Below are 13,464 nucleotides of genomic sequence, written 5' to 3'. Positions count from 1 at the left end.
CGCCGGCTCTGGAAAGACCCGGAGGCCACGATCGCCTCTGCCACCGCCTTCCTCTATGCCGCCTCGGTCATGATCCTCATTCGCCGCCTTGGCCGCGCATCATGACCTTTCCGGACGGACTCTTAGTCTTCGTACCGCATTTTGGGTGCGCGGAAAATCCCAGCGAAAATGGCGAAATCCTAGCGCATCCGAAGAGCATGCCCTCAAGTATCTAATCTACAGACATACTCCCGACATCTCTTATTTTCCGACCTTTGTTTTCGATTTTCCAGAACGTATTTACCTCACTGGCCGCGGAAAGTCGCTCGACGAGTTTTATAAAACCGTATTCCAGGACATTTTAGATTACGATGGGAAAGGCTACACTATAGAGAAGGATATCGTCAGGCGCTTACGTCGCGAGGATCTAATTACCACATGGGTAGATTTTCTGGCGAGTTGGGCTGGTCTTGATGATGGCGAGAAAATACAGCATGTCATGGACCGGGCAAGCTCAACCGTCACTTCGACAGTCTTCGGCCGCTGGAACAAAATCTTCGGTGAAGATGCTAAGGGCAAAGAGGTGGTGATCACGTTTGGATTGGACGAGGGACAAACGGAAGATAACAAAGGTACGGTAACAAAAACTCAAGAGCACGACATCTACATTCAGTTCAAGGTGCGAGATGGAACCCGCCGCTTTGCCGTGAATGACCGTTCTCTCGGCTTCCGATGGTTTTTCGCATTTATGCTGTTTACACAATTTCGCGTAGCTAGATCAATAACGCGACCGCTGTTGTTCCTGTTTGACGAACCCGCATCTAATCTACATGCAGCAGCCCAGCAAAAGCTAATCGACTGCTTCCCCGAGATTGCGAAGGGAGAACACTCTTTAGCGTACACGACGCACAGCCATTACATGATTGAACCCAAATGGTTAGAGCAAACCTACATCGTGACGAATCGGGCTGACACGCCGAGCGAATCCGTCCTTGACGGGGTATCGCTCGACGACGAGTCGCTGGATATTCAAGTGAATTCTTATCGCTCATTCGTCAACAAGAATCCGAGCAAAACAAGCTATTTCCAGCCAATCCTAGACAGGCTCGAAGTTGTCCCATCCCGTTTCGACATAAGGAAGTCTGCAATTGTCTTGGAGGGGCGCTCAGATTACTACATACTGAGGTATGCTGCGAAACTTCTTAAGGTACCTGAACTTCCCCTGATGCCAGGTATGGGTGCAGGAACATTCGGAGCGTTGGCTGCAATGAATGTCGGCTGGAACCTAAACTTTCTCTTCCTTCTCGATGGCGACAAGCAAGGCAAGTCCGAACGCGACAGATACGCTTTGGAGTACGGAATTCCCGTGTCGCGCATTCTCACCCTCACTGATATTCAGACTGATATAACAGAAATCGAGGATCTGGTAGACCGCGAAGCGGCCGAAATCATCTGTGGCATCACGAATTATCAAGGCAATCTTACCAAATCGCAGATCAAGCGTTTTTTTCAGGAGTCGCTGGCGAGCGATAGTATCGCTGACCTCGGCGAACATTTCTCCATCAAGTCAGCGGCCATTTTCAAAGTTTTAAAGGGTCATGTGAGGGCGAAGAAATCTTAGCTACTAAGCCGGGAGACTTCACTACAGTGTGAAATGCGTTCGTTTCGAGATCGGGCGGTGCGACTTGAGATGGATCGCCTACAGGCCGCACATTTTCTAAACGGCCGCTAAATGGCGTGCATACTCAGTTCAGCACGGAAAGCGAACATTCTGCTTTGGTCCACGCCCCCAAACTTATCCCCACCCTTCGCCCCTCCCCCATACTGCCCTGACCGCTGGCCCACGGAACGGGCGCGAATGATCACCGGGATCGTTCGGGGGCCGGCGGGCGGCGTCCGCGACGGGGCTTCTTCCGGAGGAGCCCCGGCCCGGACGGCCCTTCGCACCGCCGGACCGTCCCCCATTACGAGGGGGCTGCGGAACGGTCCGCTTGAGCGCCTTCGGGCGTGAAGAGCCGGCAGCCACGGATGGCCCTTGCGGGTCCCGTGCCGAAGGGTTGCTCAAGACGCCGCGCGGGATGCCGGAGGCGAACCGCATGACATTAAACCGTCGAGGGGTTCGCCTCCGGCGTCCCGTTGCCTGCTCCATCCCTTCGGCCCGTCCGGGCGCGAGGCCGCGGCCGCATGGGCGCACTCGCCAAGCCTGGGGCGGCACCGGCCGGGGCGAGCGCGCCCGACCGGGAATTCCTGCCTGGCGATGGGGCGAAGCGGCTAGCGGGCGAGCAGCAGCACGCCGACGATGAGGATCACGGCGACGCCCTGCAGCATGACGCGGGCGCGCATCAGCCGTTGCGAGCGATTGCCGTCGCCGCCCTTCATCATGTTGAACAGGCCGGCGATCAGGACGCCGGCCGTCGCGATCATGACGGCCAGGGCGATATAGGTGAGGAAGTCGGACATGCCGGCCCTTGTGGCGGTTCGGTTTGCGGGTGTGCGGGTCTCATATAGGCATGCCGCCCGCCGAGGCGAAGGGCGGCGGCCCCGGCGATCGGTCGCAGCCTCCGGGCAGGTTGGGCCGGAGCGGTTTGTGCGGGCGTCTCGGGCGCCTCAGACGCTCTTGGAGATCGCCCGCGCCCGCCCGCCGCGCGTGGCGGCGGCGACGCCGACCCCGGCCAGCACCAGCCCGGCGAGCTGGATCGCCGTCAGCGTCTCGCCGAACAGGAGCCAGGCCGTCACCGCCGTGACGCCCGGCACCAGGTACATCAGCGAGGCGACCGAGGAGACCGCGCCCTCGCGGATCAGGAAGAGCAGCAGGAACACCGCGCCGATCGACAGGACGATGGTCAGCCAGGCCAGCGCGAAGACCAGTTCGCCCGACCATGTGACGTCCATGGTCTCGACGGTCATGGCAAGGATCAGCGTCGGCACGAAGGCGCCGAGATATTGCAGGGCCGTGCCGGTGCGAAGGTCCACCCCGCCGACGAAGCGCTTCTGCCAGACCGAGCCGACCGAGATGGCGATCGCCGACAGGAACACCGGGCCGAGCGTCATGAGGCCATAGGCGCCGTCGCCGTCGAGCTTGGGCAGGATCACCAGCGCAACGCCGACAAGGCCGAGGCCGAGGCCCATGATGTGGCGCGGCCGGACCCGTTCGCCGAGGAAGCTGGCGGCCAGGATCGTCGTCAGGATCGGCTGCAGCCCGACGATCAGCGCCGCGATGCCGGCGTTGAGGCCATGGCGGACGGCGAAGAACACGCCGCCGAGATAGACGCCGTGGATCAGGCTGCCGGCGATCATCGCGTGCATGGCCGGCCAGCGGCCCGGCCAGGGCGCCCGCATGGCGACCACCAGCGTGCCGAGGATCGCCAGCGCCAGCGCATAGCGCAGGCTCAGAAAGGTGAAGGGCTCGGCATAGGGCATCGCATAGCGCGCGCCGATGAAGCCGGTCGACCAGAGCAGGACGAAGACGACCGGAAAGAATGGAAGCAGCCTTTGCACGGGCGGGTCGGCCTTCTTGTCATGGGGATCGGCCACTGGTTAGCAGGGCCACGGCTGCGCCGAAAGGCGGAACCGTCAGGCGGGATGACGAAATCGCGTGGCCTGCCTTGGCGCGCGGGCGCCGCCGACGCGCCGGGATGTCCGCGGGTCGGCGCGCGCGGATCGACTAGCCGGAGCGTCTGGCCGACCGGCCGACGTCATGGGCCGGCGGCGCGGCCGGCAGGCCCACCATGCGGCGAATGTCCTCGGCGCCGAGCCCGGCCTCGCGCAAGGCGCGGATCGCCGTGTCGCCGGCGCTTTTCGACAGCTTGCGGCCGTCCGGCCCCAGGATCAGCTCGTGATGGTGGTAGCGCGGCACCGGCAGGCCGAGCAGCGCCTGCAAGAGGCGGTGGATGCTGGTCGCCGGGAACAGGTCGCGGCCGCGCACCACATGGGTCACGCCCTGCACCGCGTCGTCGACCACCACCGACAGGTGATAGCTCGTCGGCGTCTCCATGCGGCCGAGCACCACGTCGCCCCATTCCAGCGGCTGCGCCACAACCTCGCCGCCACCCGCTTCAGGTGCAAGGCCGGTTTCCGCGAAGGTCAGCGTGCCGAGGCCGGCGACCGCCTTGGTCGTGTCCAGCCGCCAGGCAAATCGCTCGCCGTCGCGCATTTTCCGCTCACGCTGGCGGCTCGACAGGTCGCGGTCGAGCGCCGGATAGAGCGGCGCCCCGTCCGGATCGCGCGGCCAGGGCGTGGCTTCGTCGTCTTCGTAGCGCTGGGCAAAGGCCCGGATCTCGCCGCGCGACATGAAGCCCGGATAGATCAGCTCGGCATCGGCCAGCGCTTCCAGCGCGGCGGCATAGTCGGCAAAATGCTCCGACTGGCGGCGCGGGGCCACGTCCCAGTCGACGCCGAGAAAGGCGAGGTCGTCCGCGATCTGGCGTTCGTATTCGCGGGTGCAGCGGGCCTGGTCGATATCCTCGATGCGCAGCAGGAACTCACCGCCCGCTTCCCGCGCCATCTGGTGATTGACCAGCACCGAATAGGCATGGCCGAGATGCAGCTCGCCATTCGGGCTCGGGGCAAAACGGAAAACGGCTGGCGCGGTCTGCATCGAATCGGCTTCCTCTCGTCTGGCGCGACTTCTACGGTCGCTTTTGGCAAGCACCATGACGGACGGGCGAAACCATGCGGCCGCAGGATGTGCCAGGCAAGGCAGGGATCATTCGCAGCGACGCCGATGTCGCGGCGGGGCTGGCCGCGCTGCTGCGCGGGGATCCGCGGCTCGGCGCCATTGCCGCGGTCGCCGGGCCGCTGCCGCTGCGCCGCAATCCCGGCGGCCTGCCGGGCCTTGCCCGCATCATCGTCGCCCAGCAGGTGTCCCGCGCCAGCGCCGAGGCGATCTTCGCCCGGCTGGAGAGCGCGTTCGACATCGCCGATCCGCAGGCCTTCCTGGCGGCCGACGACGCGGCGTACCGCCACGCCGGCCTGTCGCGGCCCAAGCAGCGGACGATGCGGGCCGTCGCCGAAGCCGTGCATGGCGGCGCCCTCGACTTCACCCGGCTGGACACGGCGCCGGCCGCCGCCGCGATCGCCGAGCTGGTGGCGGTGAGCGGCATCGGCCCCTGGACGGCCGAATGCTACCTCCTCTTCTGCGCCGGCCATCCCGACATCTTCCCCTCGGGCGACCTCGCGCTGCAGGTCGCCCTCGCCGACGCCTTCGGACACGAGACACGCCCGACCGCCCGGCAATCGGCCGAGCTCGCCCTGCCCTGGGCGCCGTGGCGCTCGGTCGCAGCGCGGCTGTTCTGGGCCTATTACGCGGCGATCACCCGGCGCGAGGCGGCGCCCGCCAGCTGACGTAACGCGCTGCGGCATTTATCCACAGATCTTCCGTCGCGTCCGCCGGCAAGGAGCTGCAATGCCGGCCGGACGGCGCCGCCATCCCCTGCGTGACGAGGCTTCACAAACCCGACACGATGGCGCACGATACTCGCACCAGCTTGGTTTTTCTCGATGGGAGGTAGGAAGACTACCTGTGACGATCGCGGTTACTCAGGACTTATCCCCAACCCTCGTTCTGAACGCCGACTTCCGGCCGCTCAGCTATTATCCTCTGTCCCTCTGGTCCTGGCAGGACGCGGTGAAGGCGGTGTTTCTCGACCGGGTGACCATCCTCGCCGAATACGATCGCGCGGTGCACAGCCCGACCTATTCGATGCGCCTGCCCTCGGTCGTCTGCCTCAAAACCTACATCAAGCCGGCGCGGTATCCAGCCTTCACCCGCTTCAACGTGTTCCTGCGCGACCGCTTCCAGTGCCAGTATTGCGGCTCGCCCCACGAACTCACCTTCGACCACGTCATTCCGCGTTCGCGCGGCGGCCTGACCACCTGGGAAAACGTCGTGGCGGCCTGTTCGCCCTGTAATCTGAAAAAGGGCGGCCTGATGCCGAAAGCCGCCCGGATGTTCCCCCACCAGACCCCCTTCCAGCCGAGCGTTCACGACCTGCACAACAATGGCCGGTTGTTCCCTCCGAATTTCCTGCACGAGAGCTGGCTCGACTATCTCTACTGGGATTCCGAGCTCGATCCCGAATAGGCCGATCGCCGGCGGCGGCGCGCTGCCGACGCACGGCCACTGCTCAGGTCGTTCGCGCACATCCCGTCACGCGGTTTTGCACGCGCGGTCGTGGACGGCTCTGGCCACCGCACCCTAGATGATTGCCTGACGGGCGGAAGCCCATGGGGGACCAGCAAGGAATCGGAATGGACGCGACGGGACCAGATGACGGCGGCACAGCGTCCACCGACCTTGGCTTCTACGAGTCCCTTCCCGTTTCCAGCAGCATTCTCGGCCTCGGCGATGCCAGCGCCTATCGCCCGCTCCCCGCAGACTGGGTCGTCGGCGTCGCCGATATCGTCCGCTCGACCGACGCCGTCAGCTCGGGCGGCTACAAGCGCGTAAACACGGTCGCGGCGGCTGTGATCGCGGCGGTGGCGAACGGTCTTCACGGCCGCGAATTTCCCTTCGTCTTCGGCGGCGACGGTGCCGGCTTCGCCCTGCCTGCCGCACAGGCCGAGATCGGCAGGGCCGCGCTCGCATCCGTCGCGGGCTGGGCGCAGAGCGCCTTTGGCCTGTCCTTGCGGGTGGCGATGGTGCCGGTCGCGACCATCCGCGACAACGGCCATGACGTGCAGATCGCCCGCTTCGCCCCCTCGCCCGACGTGTCCTATGCGATGTTCGCCGGCGGTGGCCTTGCCTGGGCCGAGCGACGGATGAAGGCCGGGGCATTCCGGATCGAACCGGAAGACGGGGCGACGGCTCGTCCGGATCTGGCCGGCCTGTCCTGCCGCTTCTCCGAGATTCCGGCGCGCCGCGACCTCATCCTGTCGGTGGTTCTGTTGCCGAGACCGGAGGCGTCCCCCGACGCCTTCGCGGCTCTTGCCCGCGACATTCTGCAACTCGGCGTGGAAGGGGGCCATGACGGCAATCCCGTCCCACCGGAGGGGCCGGAACTGCACTGGCCACCAGCGGGGCTGCCCATCGAGGCGGAGGTCCGAAAGGCAATGACCGGGCTACCGCTCTGGGCCTCCCGCCTCTCCGTTGGCATCCGCACGTTGCTGTCGCATCTCAGCTTCGTGACCGGCACACGGGTCGGCGCCTTCGATCCGGCGCGATACCGCTCGGAACTGGCGCGCAACAGCGATTTCCGCAAGTTCGACGACGGCTTGCGCATGACTCTCGACTGCACCGCCGCGGTGGCCGACCGGATCGAGGCGCGGCTGCGTGATGCCCGCGCGGCAGGGCTTGCGCAGACCGGAACGCACCGTCAGTCCGCAGCGCTGATGACCTGCTTCGTCCCCTCCGCAAGCCGCAGCGACCACGTCCATTTCGTCGACGGTGCGGCAGGCGGTTATGCGGCGGCAATGGCCGCGGCCGACATGGCCGGCGGCACGGCGGACCCGGTCAGATGAGCAGGGCCAGGACCAGCGGCAGGCTGGCGGCGGCCAGCAGTGTCTGCAACGTGACCAGTCCCGCCATCAGTGTCGCGTCGCCCTTCAGCTGGGTCGTCAGCACGTAGGACGTCGGCGCGGTCGGCAGGGCAAAGAAGATCACCAGGAGTGCGCCGTCGAGGGGCGGCAGCGCCATCAGCCGGGCGACGGCGAAGGCGAGCAGCGGCATGGCGATCAGTCGGGCCAGACTGTTGGCGGTCAGGATGGTCGTCTCGGCCCGCGCGGCCTTCAACTTGAGCGCAGCCCCCACGCAAAGCAGACCGAGCGGCAGGCTGGCCGCAGCCATGAGCCCGAGCAGTCGATCGATACCGAAGGGCATGCCCAGCCCGAGCGACGCCACGACCGCGCCGGCGAGACAGGCGAGGATCAGCGGATTGCGGAGGACCGGCATGACCAGTTCGCGCGCACTGGTATGGCGTTCGGACGTCAGCGCAATCACCGAGAGGACGTTCACCGTCGGCACCATGACCGCGAGGATGACCGCAGCACGGGCCAGCCCGTCGGGACCATGGAGGCTCGCGACCATGGCGAGGCCGAGATAGGTATTGAACCGGGTAATGCCCTGCACGATCGGCCCGTAGCGCGCGGCGGGCCAGGCGAAGACCCGGCGCAAGGCGAGCATGACCAGCGACGCAGCGGCCAGCACCGCGAAGATCGCTCCGGCCAGCTTGAGGATCGACGGATCGGCCAGGGGTGCGTTGGCGAGACTGGAAAACAGCAGTGCCGGAAACAGCACGAAGTAGTTCAGCTTCTCGGCGGCCGGCCAGAAGCCCTCGCCCGGAAAGCCGGAGCGGCGGAAGCCCAGCCCCGCCAGGATCAGGGCAAAGAGCGGCCACAGGGTGAGGAATAGCGTCGACATGCTTCGCTTTCAGGGGAGCGCCGGTCCGCCAGGCCCGGCGGATGCTTCAGGCGAAGCGATCGGCCTTGGCAACCGCGCTGCGCATCGCAACGGCGGCAAAGAGGGCCGAAGCAATGGCGTTCCAGCCGGCAAAGGACAGGCCGAGGAAGCGTCCCGCCGCTTCGTCGCAGGAGGGCGGCCGGATGGCGTCGATCGCCGACAGGAGGTCCCCGCCGCCCAGATCACCGCCGCCAACCTGAGCGCAGTCCGTCGGGCCGGGCCAGTAGCCCCATTCGACACCGGCATGGAAGACGCCGAGATACAGCGACACCAGCATGATCACGCCGATCACCAGGAGAAGCAGCCGGGTCAGGAGCGCCGGTGCGCGGCCCGCAGCCGCCACGAAGGCGATCAGCGCCAGCGGGATCGCCACGTAGTAGGGAATGCGCTGCTGCAGGCACAGCGCGCAGGGAATGTAGCCGCCGACATACTGGAACAGCAGCGCCGTGCCGACCGTGATCGCGGTCCCGGCGAGGAGGAAGCCGGAGGCCAGCGTCTGTCGAAAGCCGGTCGGGCGCTGGAAGCGGTCAGTCAGTGCCATGCCATCATCCGTTACATCATATAGCGAACGGCGACGAAGCCACCGAACAGGAGGATCATGAAGAGAGTGAAGAGAAGCCCGAGATTCTTCTCGATGAAGCCCTGGATCGGAGCGCCGAAGCGCTGCAACAGCCAGGCCACGAAGAAGAAGCGGAGGCCGCGACCGACAATCGAGACGATCGTGAAGGTGACGAGGTTCAGCCCGGTAACGCCGGAGAAGATGGTCAGCACCTTGTAGGGAAACGGCGTCAGCGCGGCGAAGAGCACGGCCCAGCCGCCCCAGGCGTTGTAGCGGGCGCTGAGTTCGGCGAAGGCGTCGGCCTTGCCATAGATCTCCAGAATGGGCTGGCCGATCAGGTCGAAGAACAGGGCGCCGATGGCATAGCCGAGAAACGCGCCCAGCACCGACGCGACGGTGCAGATGAGCCCGATCCGCACCCAGCTGCGTGGCCGGGCGATGACCATCGGAATCAGCAGCGCATCCGGGGGGATCGGGAAAACGGAGCTTTCGATGAAGGAGACGGCGGCCAGGCCGCGCTCGGCATGGCGGGTCGCGGCAAGCGACATGACCCAGTCATAGAGGCGGCGGAGCATGGCGGATGTCCGTGGAAGCAAAACGGGGCTGGCCCTTTCGCCCGCATAGGACGATCGGCAGGCGAACGCAACGGACAGCGAAAGCCGATGCGCGGACCATTGACCCGAAGGGCGCCGCGGCTATAGTCCGCCAACGAACGGATCTGAACCGTTCGCCCCTGTGGCGGAATTGGTAGACGCGCGCGACTCAAAATCGCGTTCCGCAAGGAGTGCTGGTTCGATCCCGGCCAGGGGCACCAATGTTCCGGCACAGTCTCGGAACGCCATGACGACCACCGACACCCCCTACGACCTCCTGTATTCCGGGTTCCACTGGGACTTGCCGGCCAGGTTCAACATCGCCGAGGCCTGTGCCGATGCCTGGGCCCGCGACACGCCGGATCGGGTCTGCCTGATCGAGGATCGCGGTGCCGAGCCGGCGGCGACGATGGACTATGGCGAGTTGGCGCGGCGCTCGTCGCGGCTGGCTGCGGCCTTCGCAGCGCGCGGTATGACGCGCGGCGACCGGGTGGCGATCGTCCTGCCGCAGAGCTTCGAGACGGTGATCGTCCATCTGGCCGTCTACCGCCTCGGCGCCATCGCCGTGCCGCTGGCGCTGCGTTTCGGACCCGAGGCGCTGGAGTTCCGGCTGCGTGCCAGCAGCGCGAAGCTGGTGGTGATCGACGCGAACGGCCTGCCGGTCCTGGAGGAGATCACCGGGGCCCTGCCCGATCTCACCGATATCGTCACCGTCGGGGCCGCGCGAGGCGACCTGCCCGAACTCGGCGATCTCGAGCGCGCAGCGGCGGGTGCGGTACCGATCGCCGAGACCACACCGGACGATCCGGCGATGATCATCTTCACCTCCGGCACAACCGGCTCCCCGAAGGGCGCCTTGCACGGGCACCGGGTGCTTCTCGGCCATCTGCCGGGCATGCGCTTTCACCATGAGAACATGCCGCAGGCCGGCGACCGCATGTGGACGCCCGCCGACTGGGCCTGGGCCGGCGGCCTCCTCAACGCACTGCTCCCGTCGCTGATGCTCGGCGTACCGGTCGTCTATTCGCGCGAACGCTTCGACCCGGCCGCGGCCTTCGCGCTGATGGCCCGGCAGAAGGTGCGCAACGCGTTTCTGCCGGCGACGGCGCTGCGGATGATGAAGGGCGCGGCAAATGCTGAGGCGCTCGCCGGGCTCGATTTGCGCACGGTCGGCTCGGCCGGCGAGACGCTGCCCGCCGACACATTCGCCTGGGCGCGGGATGTCCTCGGTGTCACCGTCAATGAATTTTACGGCCAGACCGAGTGCAACATGGTGCTGGGATCGGCGGCCGCCTTCGGCGTCTCCCGCGCCGGGGCCATTGGCAAGCCGGTGCCCGGCCACAAGGTGGCGATCGTCGATGCCGACGGCCAGGAAGTGCCACGCGGCGCCACCGGCACGATCGCGATCGCCGCGCCCGACCCGGTCATGTTTCTCGGCTACTGGCGGAACCCCAAGGCGACAAGCGACAAATTTCGCGGCGACTGGCTCCTGACCGGCGATCAGGGACAAATGGACGCGGACGGCTATGTCGAATTCGTCGGGCGCGACGATGACATCATCACCTCTGCCGGCTACCGGATCGGACCGGGAGAGGTGGAGAATTGCCTGCTCGCCCATCCGGCCGTCCACATGGCGGCCGTCGTGGGCAAGCCAGATCCGCTGCGCACCGAGATCGTGAAGGCCTACATTGTCCCCGCTGCCGGCCACGCGCCCGGCGAGGATCTTGCCCGCGCAATCCAGCTCCATGTGCGCGAGCGTCTGTCGGCGCACGAATATCCGCGCGAAATCGCCTTCGTCGAGGCCATGCCGCTGACGACAAGTGGCAAGATCGTGCGGCGCGAATTCCGCGATCGTGCCGCGCGCGAGGCGCAGGACGCGGCGAAGGCGAGCGCAGCCTGAAGGCCGGTCAGCGGAAGGACAGCATCCCCTGCACGCGCTGGCGCATGATGCGCGCGAGATTGCGCGAGCGGCGCATGGAGGCCAGCCCCCGGGCAACCTTGTCGACGCGCGCCCCGGTCTCCGGGGTCAAGCCAACGACGATCGTGCCCACCGCAATGCGATCGGGCCAGAAGCGGTTCATCACGAAATGGTCGGGGACAGTGCAGGAATCGGCACGCTCGACGGCGGGATCGGCGAGCAATGCCCGCGTCGCGGCGGCGACGATCTGCTGGCCCGGAGACGTAGCGGCAAAAGCCTCGTCATAAGCGGTCTTCCAGGTGTAGGCCTGTCCGCGATCGACGAGCACGACGAGGCTCGCCACGGGGCGACTGCCTGTCTTCAACGTATAGATCCTGACCCGGTCGTCCTGTGCGAGCGCGTTGATCGCCTCGCGGGCGAAGGCGGACCGGTAGCGGTCGATGATCAGCGCGGTCCGCGCGCGGCCCTTCCATCCGCTTGCCTCGAGCGAGAAGAAATCCTCCAGCGCCAGCCGCACGTCGTCGGGTTGCCGGGCGGTCTCCAGCGACACCGGGCCGGTTGCCGACAGATGACGGGTCTGGCGGGCCAGTTCCCGGCGGCGGCGTCCGGACAGCGGGCTTGGCCGAACGGTATCGGCGCTCTTGACCAGCGCTGCGCGGGACACGCGGTTGGCGACGGCCGTCGGCAGGCCCGCTTTCGCAGCGGCGGCGAGCAGTGTCGTCGCCATTGGTCCGTCGATGCGCACGTCCGGAATGACGAGCACGTCGGGCAGGCCGAGTTCGGGGGCGGTCAGGGTGGACAGGAAATTCGACAGCGTGCCGGCAGGATCGTCGCCGTCCACCGGCAGCGTACCCAGCGGGCCGAAGGGATGCGTCCAGGCGCGGATCGTCGCGACGCCACCAATGAAGGCCGACCGCTCGACCGAGAAAGGCATCAGCAGGCGAAGCCGGCTGCGGCTGCCCTTCTCGTCGCGCACGACCATGAGACGCACCTTGCGGTCGTCGAGACGCGGCATGGCCGGTGCGAGAAACTGCGGGTCGAAGAACACGTTGGGCTCGATCGCGCGCCGCGACAGATGGGCCAGTTCGTTGATCAGGCCGAAAACCGCATTCGGTGCATAGATCGACAAATGGCGCGAGACTCGGCCGAACGGAACCGTCAGATCGAGTTCGGGGGTCGCATTCACCGGGCCCTCGTGCAGCGGCACGACCGAGGCCATCGGCGGGAGTCCGCCGATGAGATCACTCATCGAGGGTTTGGCTACCATGGGTCACCTTCAGCAGCCCCTGCCTAATCCGCTGGCCACGCATCATGCGTAGTCGGCTACAAAGTAGCGGGAGGGGCTTAACAAGGCATATGCCGAGGACTTTAAAAAAGTACGGACTTCACCCGGAATCAGCCGGAAAATCCCCCTGAGGCAAGAAACTCGAGCTCTTCGGGGGTGGATTGGCGCCCCAAGATGGCATTTCGGTGCGGAAATCGGCCGAAACGCGCGATGATGTCGCGATGCTCGGCAGCGGCCTTGCGGTTGCCCGCCCCGCCGATGGTTTCCATCCACACCACGCAGGCTTCCTGATCCGCGAGATTCTCCGAATGCATCAGCGGCATCGCGAGGAAGGCGTTCAGATCCTCTCCCACGATCCGGTCGTCGCCGCGGGCAAGCGCCGTTCGGGCGATCGCCAGCGCCTTGGCATCGGTGGCGAAGGCCCGCGGCGAATTGCGGAAGATGTTGCGCGGAAACTGGTCCAGCAGAATGACAAGCGCCAAAGCCCCGGTCGGCTCTTCGATCCAGGCATCGCGGTCGCCGGCTGCCGCCTGCTCGTAGATGTCGCCGAAACGCTGCCGGATCGTCGCATCGAAGGCATCGCTCTTGGCGAACCAACGCTCAGGTCCGGCGTCTCGCCAGAAATCGACGATGATCTGGGGATCGATCGCATACTCGCTCATGTCGGACCTTTATCGCGGGGACGGAGTTTCAGGCACGGCCACCAGATAGGATCGCGGCCACTCCGAAAGAAGA

The 13,464-nt window shown here is 66.0% G+C and carries 13 protein-coding genes, 1 tRNA gene and 1 pseudogene; 7 read left to right on the top strand and 8 right to left on the bottom strand.

What is annotated here, in order from left to right; genetic code table 11:
• Together H9Q09_RS12230 and H9Q09_RS12225 are read left to right on the top strand one after the other, a co-directional pair.
• Positions 1-105, top strand: a pseudogene (locus H9Q09_RS12230) (IS5/IS1182 family transposase); the annotation flags it as partial.
• Entirely contained in the window at positions 89-1,600 is a 1,512-nt protein-coding gene (locus H9Q09_RS12225) for an AAA family ATPase (protein WP_187391263.1), read from the top strand. The pseudogene H9Q09_RS12230 and the gene H9Q09_RS12225, both read left to right, overlap by 17 nt.
• Positions 1,601-2,250: 650 nt before the next feature.
• On the opposite strand, the gene H9Q09_RS12220 is transcribed toward H9Q09_RS12225, so the two are convergent.
• The 3 genes from H9Q09_RS12220 to gluQRS form a co-directional block, all read right to left on the bottom strand.
• Positions 2,251-2,439: a twin transmembrane helix small protein gene (locus tag H9Q09_RS12220; protein WP_024349839.1), complete on the bottom strand. Its 189-nt coding sequence runs from the start codon at positions 2,437-2,439 to the stop codon at positions 2,251-2,253.
• A gap of 147 nt (positions 2,440-2,586) precedes the next feature.
• Positions 2,587-3,477 carry a DMT family transporter gene (locus H9Q09_RS12215; RefSeq protein ID WP_348646302.1) on the bottom strand — a complete coding sequence of 297 codons (891 nt, stop codon included), beginning with the start codon at positions 3,475-3,477 and terminating at the stop codon, positions 2,587-2,589.
• 166 nt (positions 3,478-3,643) lie between these two features.
• On the bottom strand, positions 3,644-4,576 hold the full coding sequence (gluQRS, locus tag H9Q09_RS12210; protein ID WP_187391261.1) for a tRNA glutamyl-Q(34) synthetase GluQRS: 933 nt from the start codon (positions 4,574-4,576) through the stop codon (positions 3,644-3,646).
• 74 nt (positions 4,577-4,650) lie between these two features.
• Between gluQRS and H9Q09_RS12205 the strand changes: the two genes are divergently transcribed.
• From H9Q09_RS12205 to H9Q09_RS12195, 3 genes are all read left to right on the top strand, one after another.
• Entirely contained in the window at positions 4,651-5,322 is a 672-nt protein-coding gene (locus H9Q09_RS12205) for a DNA-3-methyladenine glycosylase (protein WP_187391260.1), read from the top strand.
• A 178-nt stretch (positions 5,323-5,500) separates the two neighbouring features.
• On the top strand, positions 5,501-6,061 hold the full coding sequence (locus tag H9Q09_RS12200) for an HNH endonuclease (protein ID WP_009210766.1): 561 nt from the start codon (positions 5,501-5,503) through the stop codon (positions 6,059-6,061).
• A 167-nt stretch (positions 6,062-6,228) separates the two neighbouring features.
• Positions 6,229-7,437, top strand: coding sequence for a DUF3095 domain-containing protein (locus H9Q09_RS12195; RefSeq protein ID WP_210315328.1), 1,209 nt, complete (start codon positions 6,229-6,231; stop codon positions 7,435-7,437).
• Here H9Q09_RS12195 and H9Q09_RS12190 read toward each other — a convergent pair.
• From H9Q09_RS12190 to H9Q09_RS12180, 3 genes are read right to left on the bottom strand one after another with little or no spacing between them, the layout of a single operon-like run.
• A complete protein-coding gene (locus tag H9Q09_RS12190; protein WP_187391258.1) occupies positions 7,430-8,335 on the bottom strand; it encodes an AEC family transporter in 906 nt (301 codons plus the stop codon). The two genes, H9Q09_RS12195 and H9Q09_RS12190, sit on opposite strands and share 8 nt — an antisense overlap.
• A gap of 46 nt (positions 8,336-8,381) precedes the next feature.
• Positions 8,382-8,915: a disulfide bond formation protein B gene (locus tag H9Q09_RS12185; protein WP_187391257.1), complete on the bottom strand. Its 534-nt coding sequence runs from the start codon at positions 8,913-8,915 to the stop codon at positions 8,382-8,384.
• Positions 8,916-8,926: 11 nt separating this feature from the next.
• The gene (locus tag H9Q09_RS12180) at positions 8,927-9,508 is read right to left on the bottom strand and encodes a YqaA family protein (protein WP_024349833.1); all 582 of its coding nucleotides are present in this window, start codon (positions 9,506-9,508) and stop codon (positions 8,927-8,929) included.
• Between the two features lie 154 nt (positions 9,509-9,662).
• Between H9Q09_RS12180 and H9Q09_RS12175 the strand changes: the two genes are divergently transcribed.
• Together H9Q09_RS12175 and H9Q09_RS12170 are read left to right on the top strand one after the other, a co-directional pair.
• A tRNA-Leu gene (locus H9Q09_RS12175) sits at positions 9,663-9,747 on the top strand.
• 26 nt (positions 9,748-9,773) lie between these two features.
• Positions 9,774-11,426 carry an AMP-binding protein gene (locus H9Q09_RS12170; RefSeq protein WP_187391256.1) on the top strand — a complete coding sequence of 551 codons (1,653 nt, stop codon included), beginning with the start codon at positions 9,774-9,776 and terminating at the stop codon, positions 11,424-11,426.
• Between the two features lie 7 nt (positions 11,427-11,433).
• On the opposite strand, the gene H9Q09_RS12165 is transcribed toward H9Q09_RS12170, so the two are convergent.
• Positions 11,434-12,711: a GNAT family N-acetyltransferase gene (locus H9Q09_RS12165; RefSeq protein WP_187391255.1), complete on the bottom strand. Its 1,278-nt coding sequence runs from the start codon at positions 12,709-12,711 to the stop codon at positions 11,434-11,436.
• Between the two features lie 128 nt (positions 12,712-12,839).
• Complete coding sequence (locus H9Q09_RS12160) at positions 12,840-13,391, bottom strand: DUF924 family protein (protein ID WP_187391254.1); 552 nt, start codon at positions 13,389-13,391, stop codon at positions 12,840-12,842.
• Positions 13,392-13,464: the final 73 nt, after the last annotated feature.

The organism is Aurantimonas sp. DM33-3 (assembly GCF_014334315.1).
GTDB classification, from domain to species: Bacteria; Pseudomonadota; Alphaproteobacteria; order Rhizobiales; family Rhizobiaceae; genus Aurantimonas; species Aurantimonas coralicida.
Note: the sequence above shows the minus strand (reverse complement) of the source record. Positions and strands in the feature narration are given on the sequence as shown.

Excerpts from the sequence above, each read along its gene's own strand:
- H9Q09_RS12220 (WP_024349839.1), bottom strand. The coding sequence starts at position 2,439 with ATGTCCGACTTCCTCACCTATATCGCCCTGGCCGTCATGATCGCGACG.
- gluQRS (WP_187391261.1), bottom strand. The coding sequence starts at position 4,576 with ATGCAGACCGCGCCAGCCGTTTTCCGTTTTGCCCCGAGCCCGAATGGC.
- H9Q09_RS12205 (WP_187391260.1), top strand. The coding sequence starts at position 4,651 with ATGCGGCCGCAGGATGTGCCAGGCAAGGCAGGGATCATTCGCAGCGAC.
- H9Q09_RS12195 (WP_210315328.1), top strand. The coding sequence starts at position 6,229 with ATGGACGCGACGGGACCAGATGACGGCGGCACAGCGTCCACCGACCTT.
- H9Q09_RS12190 (WP_187391258.1), bottom strand. The coding sequence starts at position 8,335 with ATGTCGACGCTATTCCTCACCCTGTGGCCGCTCTTTGCCCTGATCCTG.
- H9Q09_RS12185 (WP_187391257.1), bottom strand. The coding sequence starts at position 8,915 with ATGGCACTGACTGACCGCTTCCAGCGCCCGACCGGCTTTCGACAGACG.
- H9Q09_RS12180 (WP_024349833.1), bottom strand. The coding sequence starts at position 9,508 with ATGCTCCGCCGCCTCTATGACTGGGTCATGTCGCTTGCCGCGACCCGC.
- H9Q09_RS12170 (WP_187391256.1), top strand. The coding sequence starts at position 9,774 with ATGACGACCACCGACACCCCCTACGACCTCCTGTATTCCGGGTTCCAC.
- H9Q09_RS12165 (WP_187391255.1), bottom strand. The coding sequence starts at position 12,711 with ATGGTAGCCAAACCCTCGATGAGTGATCTCATCGGCGGACTCCCGCCG.
- H9Q09_RS12160 (WP_187391254.1), bottom strand. The coding sequence starts at position 13,391 with ATGAGCGAGTATGCGATCGATCCCCAGATCATCGTCGATTTCTGGCGA.